This is a genomic window from Microbacterium pseudoresistens, assembly GCF_013409745.1.
Lineage (GTDB): Bacteria > Actinomycetota > Actinomycetes > Actinomycetales > Microbacteriaceae > Microbacterium > Microbacterium pseudoresistens.
The window spans coordinates 2,420,578-2,433,837 of record NZ_JACCBH010000001.1 but is presented as its reverse complement, the minus strand read 5'-3'; the positions used below and the strand labels follow the sequence as shown (position 1 = coordinate 2,433,837).

The 13,260-nt window shown below is 70.5% G+C and carries 11 protein-coding genes; 5 read left to right on the top strand and 6 right to left on the bottom strand.

Features of this window, described 5'->3' with window-relative positions; genetic code table 11:
* The first annotated feature begins 31 nt into the window (after positions 1-31).
* Positions 32-781 carry an alpha/beta fold hydrolase gene (locus tag BKA02_RS11960; RefSeq protein WP_179434331.1) on the top strand — a complete coding sequence of 250 codons (750 nt, stop codon included), beginning with the start codon at positions 32-34 and terminating at the stop codon, positions 779-781.
* Here BKA02_RS11960 and BKA02_RS11955 read toward each other — a convergent pair.
* Positions 708-2,009 carry an MFS transporter gene (locus BKA02_RS11955; protein ID WP_179434329.1) on the bottom strand — a complete coding sequence of 434 codons (1,302 nt, stop codon included), beginning with the start codon at positions 2,007-2,009 and terminating at the stop codon, positions 708-710. The genes BKA02_RS11960 and BKA02_RS11955 overlap by 74 nt on opposite strands.
* A gap of 204 nt (positions 2,010-2,213) precedes the next feature.
* Between BKA02_RS11955 and rpsT the strand changes: the two genes are divergently transcribed.
* Positions 2,214-2,474, top strand: a complete 261-nt coding sequence (gene rpsT / locus BKA02_RS11950; protein WP_179434327.1) for a 30S ribosomal protein S20 — start codon at positions 2,214-2,216, stop codon at positions 2,472-2,474.
* A gap of 57 nt (positions 2,475-2,531) precedes the next feature.
* Here rpsT and holA read toward each other — a convergent pair whose 3' ends face one another.
* The 4 genes from holA to leuS form a co-directional block, all read right to left on the bottom strand.
* Entirely contained in the window at positions 2,532-3,581 is a 1,050-nt protein-coding gene (gene holA, locus BKA02_RS11945) for a DNA polymerase III subunit delta (RefSeq protein ID WP_179434325.1), read from the bottom strand.
* A gap of 38 nt (positions 3,582-3,619) precedes the next feature.
* Positions 3,620-5,956, bottom strand: a complete 2,337-nt coding sequence (locus BKA02_RS11940) for a ComEC/Rec2 family competence protein (protein WP_179435456.1) — start codon at positions 5,954-5,956, stop codon at positions 3,620-3,622.
* A gap of 41 nt (positions 5,957-5,997) precedes the next feature.
* Positions 5,998-6,630, bottom strand: a complete 633-nt coding sequence (locus tag BKA02_RS11935) for a helix-hairpin-helix domain-containing protein (RefSeq protein ID WP_179434323.1) — start codon at positions 6,628-6,630, stop codon at positions 5,998-6,000.
* Positions 6,631-6,744: 114 nt separating this feature from the next.
* Entirely contained in the window at positions 6,745-9,327 is a 2,583-nt protein-coding gene (gene leuS, locus BKA02_RS11930) for a leucine--tRNA ligase (protein ID WP_179434321.1), read from the bottom strand.
* Positions 9,328-9,426: 99 nt separating this feature from the next.
* Between leuS and BKA02_RS11925 the strand changes: the two genes are divergently transcribed.
* From BKA02_RS11925 to BKA02_RS11915, 3 genes are read left to right on the top strand one after another with little or no spacing between them, the layout of a single operon-like run.
* Positions 9,427-10,098 carry a VTT domain-containing protein gene (locus BKA02_RS11925; protein ID WP_179434319.1) on the top strand — a complete coding sequence of 224 codons (672 nt, stop codon included), beginning with the start codon at positions 9,427-9,429 and terminating at the stop codon, positions 10,096-10,098.
* Between the two features lie 4 nt (positions 10,099-10,102).
* Positions 10,103-11,149, top strand: a complete 1,047-nt coding sequence (locus BKA02_RS11920; protein WP_179434317.1) for an App1 family protein phosphatidate phosphatase — start codon at positions 10,103-10,105, stop codon at positions 11,147-11,149.
* A gap of 27 nt (positions 11,150-11,176) precedes the next feature.
* A complete protein-coding gene (locus BKA02_RS11915; RefSeq protein WP_179434315.1) occupies positions 11,177-12,103 on the top strand; it encodes a 3-methyladenine DNA glycosylase in 927 nt (308 codons plus the stop codon).
* Here BKA02_RS11915 and BKA02_RS11910 read toward each other — a convergent pair.
* The gene (locus BKA02_RS11910) at positions 12,043-13,233 is read right to left on the bottom strand and encodes a glycoside hydrolase family 3 N-terminal domain-containing protein (RefSeq protein ID WP_246286026.1); all 1,191 of its coding nucleotides are present in this window, start codon (positions 13,231-13,233) and stop codon (positions 12,043-12,045) included. The genes BKA02_RS11915 and BKA02_RS11910 overlap by 61 nt on opposite strands.
* Positions 13,234-13,260 lie beyond the last annotated feature (27 nt).

Here is a 13,260-nt window from a genome sequence, read left to right as displayed (position 1 = left end):
CCGCGTCGACGCGCTCGGTAGGATCCTGAGCATGGCGGTGAGGGTCGTTCTCGTGCACGGCATCCGCACCTCTGCGACGATGTGGCGCTCACAGATCGCCTATCTCGAAGAGCGGGGCACGCCGGTCTCCGCCGTCGAACTCCCGGGGCACGGCTCCCGCATGGACGAGGTCTTCACCCTCGATGAGGCGATGCGCACCACCGACGACGCCGTGCGCACCGCATCCGCCTTGGGCGACGACGTGCTGCTCGTGGGGCACTCGATGGGCGGCCTGCTCTCGGTCGCCTACGCCGGCGCGCACGATGCCCCGCCGCTGGCCGGTTTCATCGGCGCCTCGTGCACGGCGCTCCCCCGCGGTGCCGGGCTCGCGGCGTACCGTCTGCTGGCCGGCGCGTTCAACTCGTTGCCCGATCGCGGCCTGTGGGTCACCGACCGGGTGCTCTCGGCAACCCTTTCCGCCGAGACCCGCGACGACTTCGGCGCCGGTGGATTCGCCTTCGCCGCACAGGATGCGGCACTGCGCAGCCTGTCGGTGCTCGATCTGCTGCAGGATCTGCGCCGTCTGAGCATGCCCACCTGGTTCGTCAACGGACAGTACGACCAGCTGCGCGTGCACGAGCGCACCTTCCAGGAGCTCGTGCCTCACGCCGAGCTCATCGTCGCCCCGCGCACGTCGCATCTGGTCACGGCGATGCGCCCGCGGGTGTTCAACGCGGTTCTGGAGCTGGCTCTGGCGACGCTGGAGTCGACACCGCGGGATTCCGCACCGCAAGGGTCGTGAGCGCGCCTGCGACCGACAGTGCGGCGGCCATCGCGAACAGCAGCCAGAAGCCTCCGACCAGCACCACGAGTCCCGCGCCGATGAGCGGGCCGAGCAGCTGACCGAGATTCGCCGACACGTTCACGAGTCCAAGGTCGCGGGCGTGGTCATCGGGATCCCGCAGCAGGTCGGTGGCGAACGCGAGGCTCACGGCCATGTAAGCGCCGTACCCGACCCCCATCACGGCCGCCGCGATGCACGTCGTGCCGAGGTCTTGGCTGACGAGGATCACCAGGCCCGATACGGCTTGCACGAGTGCGGCGAGCACAGTGAGCACGCGCCGATGCCCCCAGCGGTCCGAGATCATCCCCACGACGATCGAGGCGATCACCACGAACACCGTGTAGATGACGATGAGCAGCAGCAGGTCGTCCTCGGCCTCCTCCGCCGCGACACGGATGCCGTAGAGCAGGAAGAACAGCAGCAGCGACGTGCCGAGCGCGTTGCCGATGTTGACGATGAGCCGGCCGATCAGTAGCCACAGGAAGTCGCGGTCTCGCAACGACGACAGCCTCCGACGCGTGGAGACGTCGACGCGCGCCGGAAGGTGATCGGCGGGCGGATCGGGCAGCAGCAGCGCCGTGCCCACGCCGATGACGACGATGAAGGCGGCGAGCATCACGTACGAGGCGACGATGCCGAGCCCGAGCAGCACCACGGCCCCGACCCCTACGACGATCCCCACCGCCTGCGCCGAGCTGGCCGCCGCGGATGCCGCCCCGCGCTGGGTGGTGAGCTGATCGGCGATCATCGCCGTGAGCGCCGCCGACGCGGCCGCCACGCCGATCGACACGACGATCCACGCGCCGCCGATCGCCCAAGGGCCCGTCGCGATGCCCGTGAGCAGCAGTCCCGCTGCAGCCACGAGCGAGCCGCCGATCGCCCACGGTCGCCGACGACCCCAGCGCGAGCGGGTGCGGTCCGACAGGGCGCCCGCGGCGGGACCGGCGACGATGCCCGCCAATCCGCCGACCGACAGCACGATCCCGGCCCACACGACGCCGGAGACCCACTCGCCCGACGAGTTCTGCGCGTCGAGCTGCAGGGGCAGCAGCAACTGCAGCGGCGTGAGCTGAACCGTCCAGATCGCCAGCCAGGCGAGGGTGAACAGGGTCAGCCAGAGCGCTCCCGCCCGTGGTCGCGCCGAGGTCGGGCGCGGGGAAAATGCGGATGGTGCTGTGTCGGGCATGGACGACTCCTTCGATCCTCCGCACAGGATGCACCCTGCGCGGCCTCGCCACGCGGCGGCGCGCGGGCGGAGGTTCGGCACTCCAGGGCAGACCTGATAGAATCGGTGATTGGCTTGCGTGTGGGTTCGTCCCTCACGACCGCCGTGCGACGGCCCTCTCTCGTCAGCGGCAGACCATCCATCACTCGAACGAAGGTTTCCCCCGTGGCAAACATCAAGTCGCAGATCAAGCGCAACAAGACCAACGAGAAGGCGCGCGAGCGCAACAAGGCCGTCAAGACCGAGCTGAAGACGGTCGTGCGTCAGACCCGCACGGCCATCGCCGCCGGCGACAAGGCCGCCGCCGAGACCGCGCTGAAGACGGCGTCGAAGAAGCTCGACAAGGCCGTGAGCAAGGGCGTCATCCACGCGAACCAGGCCGCGAACCGCAAGTCGGCGATCGCGAAGCAGGTCGCCGCTCTCTGAGCCCCGCTCTTCGACAGGCCCGTCCCTCCGGGGCGGGCCTTCGTCGTCTCGCGGGGGCTACTCGCCGAACGGGCGACGGGTCGCGATGACCGTCACCATGCGCTCCAGCGCGAAGATCGGGTCACGCGCGGCGCCCTTCACCTCAGCATCCGCCCGCGCCGTCGCCTGGATGGCCAAGCCCAGCGACCGCTCGTTCCACCCCGACAGGTCGCGACGCGCGCGATCGATCTGCCAGTCCTTCATCCCCAGCCGCGATGCCAGGGCGGCCGTCGGCTCTCTCGAGCCGGCCACACGCGCCATGCCCCGGAGCTTCATGGCGAATGCTGCGACGAGGGGAACCGGGTCGGCGCCCGAGGCCAGCGCGTGCCGCAGAGTCACAAGCGCCTCGCCGAAGCGCCCAGCGATGGCCGTGTCGGCCACGACGAAGGCCGACACCTCCACACGCCCGCCGTAGTAGCGCTCCACGACGTCGGGAGTGATGTCTCCTTCGACGTCGCCGATGAGCTGCTGACAGGCGGCGGCGAGCTCGGTCACGTCGTCGGCGAAGGCTGAGACGAGCGTGCGCAACGCCTGCGGCGCGATCCGTCGCTCTGCGGCTGTGAACTCCCCCGCCGCGAAGTCGAAGCGGTCGGAGTCTCGTTTGATCGCCGGGCACGGAATCTCGATCCCTCCGCCCGTGCCCGCCCGTACGGCATCGAGAAGCTTCTTGCCGCGCACGGATGCGCCGGTGTGGCGCAGGATGACCGTGGCGCCCTCTTGCGGGTGCTCCAGGTAGGCGAGGGCCTCCTGGATGAACGCGTCGGTCGCCTTTTCGACGCCCGCGACGCGGACGAGACGGGGCTCGCCGAACAGCGACGGAGACGTGAGCGAGAGCAGGCTTCCGGCCTCGTAGTCGTCAGCGCGCACGTCGCTGACCTCGAGCGAGGGATCTTCCAGCCGCAGGTAGTCGCGGATGCCGGCGATCGCCCGCTCGGCGCAGACCTCTTGCGGACCGGACACCAGCACGATCGGTGCGGGCCGCGGCTCACGCCACGAGACCTGCGGGATCGCCGTCGCCTTCTTCGCACGGGACGCCCCGCGGGGAGCGGAGGAACGTGCGGCCGGCATGCCCCCAGCCTACCCGCGGTCCCGGACGTTCTCGGGTCTCACCGGCCCGGCTCCGCGGGGGCGCGCAGCTGCTCGGGCGTGGCGCCGTGCTCCGACCAGATCCGCAGGTCATCCCCCTCGCCCGAGATGAGGATCTGGCCCTGAAGATCGGTGCGGGCGATCAGCAGCCGGTTGTCGGCGAGGACCTCGAGTGTGGGCGCACGCGGATGCCCGTAGTCGTTGCCGAGACCTGCGGAGATCACCGCGATCCGCGCGCCGAGGCCGGCGTATAGCGCCGGCTCCTGATCCGCACTGCCGTGGTGCGCCACCTTGACCACGTCGTACCCCGACGGGTGCGCGAGCCGGAGCAGCATCCGTTGCGACGCTGCGGACAGATCGCCGAGCAGCAGGGTGCGGGGAACCCCTCCTCCGCCGATGTCGATCACGACGCTGAGATCATTGCCGGGAGGGAACACCCGCTCGTCGCGCCTCGGCCACAGCACGCGCCACTGCGCTGTGCCCAAAGGCCCTCGCTGGCCCGCCACGGCCGCGACCAGGCGCGCTCCCCCGTCGCGCAACACGTCGAGGGTGCGCTGCGCCCTCGCACCGTCGGCAGGACTGTGCATCACCGTGCCGACCCGGCCCGCCAGAGCGGGCGCCGCTCCGGCATGATCCTGATCGAAATGGGTCAGCACGAGCACGTCGATCCGGCCGATCCCCACGCTGTCGAGGCAGGACTGAAGCAACGCCGGATCCGGCCCGGTGTCGACGAGCATGACGTGCCCTGCGCTGCGCAGCAGCAGGGCGTCGCCCTGCCCGATGTCGCACGCGGCCATCCCCCAGTCGGAGGGCCGCGTGAGTGGCGCCGCCGGGCCGTCGAGCAGGGCCGTGCCCGTCCCGAGACCGCATGCCAGCGCCAGCACGACCCCGGAGAGCCACGTGACGGTGCGGTGTCTCCTCGTGCCGCCCGTGGCGAGGAGCCACGCGAACGCTGCGCTCAGGAGCGCGATGACCAGCGCGCTCACCACGCCCGCAGGCGCCGTCACGAGGCCGCCCGGGACTTCGGCCGAGGTCAGCGCGGTCTGCGCGATCCACGCCGAGGGCAGCCACGCGCACGCGGCGAACAGATCGGCGAGGGGCGGCACGGGCATCGCAAGACACGCGAGCAGGCCGAGGACGGTGGCCAGCGGGGCGGCAGGGGCGGCCACGATGTTCGCCGCGACGCCGATGATCGACTGCTGGTCGGTGAACAGCGCGATGATCGGACCGCAGACGAGCTGAGCCGACAGCGGCACGGCCAGCGCGAGGGCGAGCGGTGCCGGAAGCCACCGCCGCATGCCGCGTGCCAGAGGCGGCGCGAGCAGGATGAGCGCCCCGGTCGCCGCCGCAGACAACGCGAACCCGGCCGACATGCTGAGCCAGGGATCGGTCACGAGGAGCACCGCCACCGCCGCGGCCAGCATCGGCAGCCCGGCGCGGGGCCTTCCCAGCAGCAGACAGAGCATCGCGATCGCCGCCATCGCCGCGGCACGGATGACGCTCGGCTCGGCCGTCACGAGCACGACGAATGCCGCCAGACCCAGCGCCGCGACGACGACCCGCAGCACCCTGCCACCGCCCAGCAGGGCGACGAGGCCGAACCCCGCGGCGATGACCAGCGCGCAATTGCTTCCGCTGACCGCCGTGAGATGAGACAGACCGCTCGCCTTCATCGCGGCATCGAGCTCGGGCGTCACGGCGCGCGTATCGCCCACGGCCAGGCCAGGCAGCAGCTGGGCACCCGGCTCGGGCAGCGTCGCCGAGCGGGTGATGAACGCGGAGCGCACGTCCGCCGCGATCCGCGCGATCAGCGGCCCGCGGGTGAGGATCGACGGCTCCCCGAGTGCGAACAGCACGAGCACGGCCCGCTCCCCGGCGTCGGCCACGGCAGTCTCGGCGCTCAGCTCGAGCACGGTGCCCGGAGCGATGTCGACGCCGTCCTCGCCCTGCGGAACACCGACCCGGACGGGCACCGACCGCGCATCCGGAGCATCGCCCCTGCCGAGCACCTGGGTCTGGGCGTCCATCCACAATCGTCCGTCGGCGCCGACCGACGCCGACGACTGCACGGTGAGCACGGCGTGCACGACACCCCCGCCGAGTGATGCCGCCTCGCTGCGCGCGCCGTCGGCCAGCAGCACCGCACCGCCGATTCCGCTCACCACCGCGGCCATGACGATGCCCACACCCGCCCACCGCATCAGGAAGCTCCGACCCACTCCCCGCGGGGCACGCACGGCGCACATCGCGGCAACGACTCCGAACACGGCGCCGGCGAGAATGAGCCAGCCCGACGTCGCAGGAAGACACACGGCGAGCAGAGCGACCGGCCAGGCCGCCGCGCACACGGGCACCATCCTCAGGTCTCGGGCGAGACGCCCGGCCCGGCGCCCCTCGCTCACACCCGCACCTTGTCCCGGAATCCCGCGAGCACCTTCTCGCCGATCCCCGACACCGCGAGAAGATCGTCGACCGACGCGAAACGGCCGTTCGCCTCGCGCCATTCGACGATCCGTTCCGCCAGTGCGGGGCCGATGCGCGGCAACTCCTCGAGCGCGGCGGCGTCGGCGGTGTTGAGGTCGATCATGCCGTCGCCGCCCGTGGCCGCCGACGATCCCCCGGCCGTGGGCACCGCCCCCTGCACAGCGACGACGATCTGTTCGCCGTCGGAGACCGCGCGTGCGAGATTCACGCTGCGCAGATCGGCCGACGGCAGCGTTCCTCCTGCCGCAGCCAGGGCATCGGCCACACGATCGCCGTCGTCCAGCACGTACAGTCCGGGGCTCGCCACCTCGCCGAGCACATGCACGTACACGGATGCCCCCGGCAGCTCTCCGACGTCCTCCGCACTTCCCGTAGGGGTCGGAAGCGCCGCCGCGGTGTTCGCCTGCCCCTGCAGCAGTCCGATGCCCACCGTCACCGACAGCACGACGAGCGCGAACACCACCGCGGCACCCAGCCCGAGCCGCACACGCGGAGGCGCGAGCCGAGGGGCGGAGCTGTCCTCAGCGGCATCCGGAGCGGCGGGCATGCGACGACGCTAGGCCGCGCGGGTGCGCCTCTGCGGCGCCATTCTCACGATCGGTGCAGAACTCGCGAAATCGACGACCTGTGCAGGAAGACCTCGCCAAGCGACGGCGGCCGATCAGCCCTTGACGGCGAAGTTGACGATCTTCGGCGCGCGGACGATCACCCGCACGATCTCCTTGCCTTCCAGCGCGCGCTGCACCTTCTCATCGGCGCGGGCGAGCGCCTCGAGTTCGGCGCCGGCGATCCGGGCCGGAACTTCGAGCGTGGTGCGCACCTTGCCGTTGACCTGCACGGCCGTGGTCGCCGTCGCCTCCACGAGAAGTGCGGGATCGGCCTGACGCCAGGCGACCAGACCCACCGACGGCTCGTGGCCCAGCGACTCCCACATCTCCTCCGCAGTGTGCGGAGCGATGATGTCGAGCATCACGGCCAGGGTCTCGGCGGCCTCCCGCACGGCGGGGTCCGCGGCTCCCGCCCCCGAGTCGATCGTCTTGCGGATCGTGTTCACCAGCTCCATGAGGCGCGCCACGAGCACGTTGAACTTCGTCTGCTCGACCAGGCTCGGAGCATCCGCCAGCAGGCGGTGGGTGATGCGACGCAGGGCGGCGTCGCCGCTGTTGAACACGACGTCCACCGGACTGTCGACGTCGCGGGCGATGCGCTGGGCGCGGGCCAGGAACTTCTGCGCGCCCGTCGTGGAGACGTCTTCCCAGTTGATGTCGTCTTCGACGGGGCCCGCGAAGGCGATCGCCACGCGCACCGCGTCGGCGCCCGGATCATCCATGCTCGCCGAGAACTCGACGAGGTTGCCCTTGCTCTTGGACATCTTCGATCCATCGAGCAGCACCATCCCCTGGTTCACCAGGGTGGAGAACGGCTCGGTGAAATCGATCATCCCCATGTCGAAGAGCACCTTGGTGATGAACCGGGCGTACAGCAGGTGCAGGATGGCGTGCTCGACACCGCCGATGTACGAGTCCACGGGCGCCCAGCGGCGTGCCTCGTCGACGTCGAACGCCACCTCATCGCTGGTCGGCGAGAGGAAGCGAAGGAAGTACCAGGAGCTGTCGACGAACGTGTCCATCGTGTCGGGGTCGCGCAGTGCCGGGTCCCCGGTGGCCGGGTCGGTGGTCTGCACCCACTTCTCGGCCGCGCCCAGCGGCGAGGATCCCTTGGGGGCGAGATCCAGGCCGTCCACGCTCGGCAGGCGCACGGGAAGCTGGTCTTCCGGCACCGGGGTGATGCCGCCGTCTTCGGTGTGCACGATGGGGATCGGGGTGCCCCAGAAGCGCTGACGGGAGATCAGCCAGTCGCGCAGGCGATAGTTCTTGGCCGCGCGGCCCTTGCCGGAGGCGGTGAGCGTCTCGATGGCGCGGGCGATCGCGTTGCGCTTGGAGAGGCCGTTCAGCTCGCCGGAGTTGACCATGCGGCCCTCACCGGTCAGGGCGACGCCCGTGACCGCGGGGTTCTGCTCGTCGAGAGTCGCCGCCGGCTCCACAGGCACGCCCTCGCCGTCGACCTCGATCACCGGGATCGTGCCGGTGATCGGAGCCGTCGTGTCGACGACGACCTTCACCGGCAGGTCGAACGCACGGGCGAAGTCGAGGTCGCGCTGGTCATGCGCGGGCACGGCCATCACGGCGCCGTGGCCGTAGTCGGCCAGCACGTAGTCGGCGGCCCAGATCGGCAACCGCTCCCCGTTGACCGGATTGATCGCGTAGCGCTCCAGGAACACCCCGGTCTTCGGACGATCCGTGGACTGGCGGTCGATGTCGGTGGTCTTCTGCACGGCCGACAGGTACTCCTGGAAACGCTCGCGCACCTCGGCGGATGCGCCCTCGGCCAGCTCCGCCGCCAGTTCGGCATCGGGCGCCACGACGAAGAACGTCGCACCGTGCAGGGTGTCGGGGCGGGTGGAGAACACCGTGACGGCGCCCTCGCGACCCTCGATCTCGAAGTCGACGTCGGCGCCCACGGAACGGCCGATCCAGTTGCGCTGCATCTGCAGCACCTTGTGCGGCCAGCGGCCCTCGAGCTGATTGAGGTCGTCGAGCAGCCGGTCGGCGTAGTCGGTGATCTTGAAGTACCACTGCGTCAGCTTCTTCTTCACGACCTCGGCGCCGCAGCGCTCGCACCGGCCGTCGACGACCTGCTCGTTGGCCAGCACGGTCTGGTCGTTGGGGCACCAGTTGACCGGGCTCTTCTTGCGGTAGGCCAGGCCCCGCTCGTACAGCTTGAGGAACAGCCACTGGTTCCACCGGTAGTACTCCGGGTCGGAGGTGTGCAGCACGCGTGACCAGTCATAGGAGGTGCCGAAGCGCTTCAGGCTCTCCTTCTGCTGGTCGATATTCTGGTACGTCCACTCCCGCGGATCCGCGCCTCGCTTGATGGCGGCGTTCTCGGCGGGCAGGCCGAAGGAGTCCCAGCCGATCGGGTTGAGTACGTTGTGGCCGCGGTGGCGCCAGTAGCGCGCGACGGAGTCGACGTAGGCGTAGTTCTCCGCATGGCCCATGTGCATGTCGCCCGAGGGGTACGGGAACATGCCCAGCACGTACTTGCGCGGACGCATGTCATCGGCCCCACCGGCGCGGAAGGTGTCGTGTTCGGCCCAGTACTTCTGCCACTTCACCTGGAGCGCCGGCGCCGACAACTGCTCGTCGGCGGACTCTGCGGCGGCGGAAGACGAGTGCTCAGACAACGGAAGGGCCAATCGACGAAAGACGGGGGCGCGCCCGGAACCGGGCAACCTCCAGATTATCCCAGGCGACCGGAGGGTTCTCGCCCGTATCCTCGTGGGGTGGACGACTTCCTGCTGCAGCTTCTGGACACCGTGCAGTCCGTCGATCCCGCCCTGCGCACCGCGCTCGCCGGTCTCGCCATGATGCTGGAGACCAGCATCCTCATCGGCCTCATCGTCCCGGGCGACACCATCGCCATCGTCGCCGCCACCGCCGTGGGCTCGATCGGGGAGGGCGTCATGCTCGCCGCCGTGCTCGTGCTCGGCGCGCTGATCGGCGAGAGCATCGGTTTTTGGCTCGGCCGCTGGCTCGGTCCGCACATCCGCCATTCGTGGATCGGCCGCAAGATCGGCGAGAAGCAGTGGATCCGCGCGGAGCGGTATCTCGCCAGGCGCGGTGGCATCGCGATCTTCCTCTCCCGATTCCTGCCCGTGCTGCACTCGCTCGTGCCTCTGACCGTGGGGATGAGCCGATTCGCCTACCGCCGGTTCCTCGCGTGGACGCTGCCGGCGTGCATCCTGTGGGCGGGGCTGTACGTCACGGTGGCGTCGCTGGCCGCGGGCAGCTTCCGCGAGCTCAGCGAACGCATCCACTTCGCCGGTTACCTCTTCGTCGGTGTGATCGCGCTTTTTCTCCTCGTCGTCTTCGTGGGCAAGAAAGTCATCGCCGCGCGTGAGGAGCGGCACATGCGGGCGCCCTCAGAAGATGCCCCGACGAGCATGAAAGACTGATCGGATGGCCGCCACTCCCCACGGTCCGGCGCGGATCCACTGGTTCGCGCGTCTGGAGCACCGTTTCCATGCCTGGCGCGAGCGCCGTGCCCGGCGCCGCGGCCGCGTCGCATCCGTCCTGCCGTTCCCCGGCTACGGCGGCGCCGGCTGGGTGCGCGTGGTGGGCCGGGTGCTCGTGCTGCCACGGCAGCCGCGGATGGATGACGGAGACGACGCCCGCGTGCGCGGGTGGCGCAGCTTCGTCGGCATCCCCGTGAGCTTCGCCACGGTGACGGTGTCGGTCGGCGGGCAGGATCACGACGTCGTGGCCGATCGCGGCGGCGTGATCGACACCCGCGTCGATGTGGATCTTCCGCCGGGATGGCAGACCGTGACGATGTCGGTCGAGGGCGGCGAGCCGGTGCGTGCCCGCGTCTTCGTCGTCGCCGAGGACGTGCATTTCGGCGTGGTCTCCGACGTCGACGACACCGTGATGGTCACGGCTCTTCCTCGCCCGCTGATCGCCGCGTGGAACTCGTTCGTCGTCGACGAGCACGCACGCATCCCCGTGCCCGGTATGGCGGTGCTGCTGGAGAACCTCATGCGCTCGGCTCCGGGCGCACCGATGGTGTACCTGTCGACGGGCGCTTGGAACGTCGCTCCCACGCTCAACCGCTTCCTGGGGCGGCACCTCTTCCCCGCCGGTGCGATCCTGCTCACCGACTGGGGGCCCACGCACGATCGCTGGTTCCGCAGCGGGCGCGAGCACAAGCTCACGAATCTCCGCCGGCTCGCCGAGGAGTTCCCCGACATCAGGTGGCTGCTGATCGGCGATGACGGTCAGCACGACGAGGCGATCTACACGCAGTTCCTCTCGGAGCATCCGGATGCCGTGGCCGCCGTCGCGATCCGCCGCCTGCTTCCCGCCGAAGCCGTGCTCGCGGGCGGTCGCGTAGCCGGCGACGACCACTCCGCCGACGCCGTGCCGTGGGTGAGCGCTGAAGACGGCGCGGGCCTGCTGGAGAAGCTCACCGAGGTCGGTGTCGTTCCGGGCTCCGACCCAGACCACTGACTCGACCCGCTGACGTATCGTCGAAGAATGCCCGACCGTCCCGTGCTCGACGCCGCCGAATGGCGCGCCCGCGCCGCGGCGCACGCCGAGCGTGCCAATGCGCTGACGGCCGGGCACCGTGCGCGCCGTTCCCGCCGCGAGACGCATCCCGTCGAGGACTTCCTCTTCACCTACTACTCGTATCGGCCCTCGCAGCTGCGCCGCTGGCATCCCGGAGCCGGGGTGACGCTGGCCGATGCTCCGGAACGCCGCGGATGGCGCTGGTACTCCGCCGGCGCGGCACCGGACTCGGCCGTCGTCGATGCTCGCGCGTTCGACGTCGACAAGCCCGAACTCGCCCGCCTCGTCGAACGGATGCTGCGCCGCACGGCCGCACGCCCCGGCCAGTTCGGCTGCTTCGGCCTGCACGAGTGGGCGATGGTGTACCGCACCCCGGAGCATCGGCACTCCGTGCCGTTGCGGCTCGGCCAGGCGGCAACCGATGCCGTCGTCGAAGCGCACGAGCTGCGCTGCACGCACTTCGACGCATTCCGCTTCTTCACCCCCGACGCCGTGCCCAGGAACCGCACCGCGCTCCGCCGCGAGTCGCAGCCGTCGCTCGAGCAACCCGGATGCCTGCACGCGGGGATGGACGTGTACAAGTGGGCGATGAAGCTCGGACCTCTTGTGCCGGGCGAACTGCTGCTCGACGCGTTCGAGCTCGCCGCCGACATCCGCCGGCTCGACATGAGCGCAGCCCCCTACGACCTCAGCGCCTGGGGTGTCGTGCCCGTGCCGATCGAGACGCCGGAGGGCAAGGCGGAGTATGTGCGCCAGCAGCGCGGGTTCGCCGAGCGCGCCAACACGCTGCGTGCCCGCATCCTCAACGCGTGGCGAGGCTTCGCTGCGGACGCTCAGCCGACCGGATCGCACGACAGGCACGGCGCCCATGCCGGTGCCGCTGCGCCGATCTGAAGGCGCATCGCCGTGACCCGTACCGCCGCATCCTGCAGACGCTGAGCCGAAAGCGCCCCGCCATCCACCGCGGCCACCAGTGCGTCGACCATCGCCGCTGCCGTCGAACCGTCCGAACCCTGCACCATGAGCAGCAGGTCGTTGCCCGCGGCAAGGGCCTGCACGGCGACCGCGCCCGGATCCGCGTACTCGGGCGATCCCGTGGCCGCGAGCATGCCGAGGTCGTCGGTGACGATCACGCCGTCGAAGCCGAGCTCGTCGCGGGCGATCTCGTGCCAGGCCGACGAGAGCGACGCGGGAAGCGGATCCACCGCCGTGTACGCGAGATGACCGAACATCAGCATCTGTGCCCCGGCATCGACGCCGGAAACGAACGGCGGCGCCGTGCTCGTGCGCCAGTCGTCCAGCGACATCGACGTGGAGGGGATCATGTGGTGCGAGTCCCCTTCCGCCGCCCCGTGACCGGGAAAGTGCTTGAGCGTCGAGACGACGAACGGCGCCTCGCCGCGCACCGCCGCTGCGACGCGCTCGGCCGCCGAGGCCGCATCCGTACCCATCGAGCGCGAATAGATGAACGAGCCCGGGCCGGAGGCGACGTCAGCGATCACGCCGAAATTCACCGAGATCCCGCCTCGCGCGACGAGCGAACCACGAACGGCGAACGCGGCCTCTACGGCCTGCGGGTGGGCGTTCTTCAGCGTGTCGGCAGCCGGTGCGGCATCCCACGGCAGCCGCGTGACATCGCCGCCCTCCTCATCGATCGCAAGGAGCGGGGGCAGCGAGGGATCACGCGTCATCGCCGCGGCGATGCCGCGAAGCTCGTCTTCCGAATCGGGCACATTCGATCCCATCAGGATGAAGCCGCCGTAGCCGGTGTCCATGTACGCGGCCAACGCTGCCGGGTCGGTGCTCGGTATGTGCCCGATGACCACGGCCGCGGCCTGCTCGCGCACCGTCATCGCCTCGACCCGGTCCCTCGCGGCCTCCGCGACCGATGAAGCCGCAGCGGCGACCACGTCGACACTCGCCGTGCCGTGCGCGGCCTGCGCAGCGGGCGCGGATGAGGCCGCGCTGCCGACGAGCAGCATCGACGCGCTGAGGGCCGCGGCAACGGCCATGAGGCGGATCATCGACGGGCTCCTCGGGATCGCGATCGT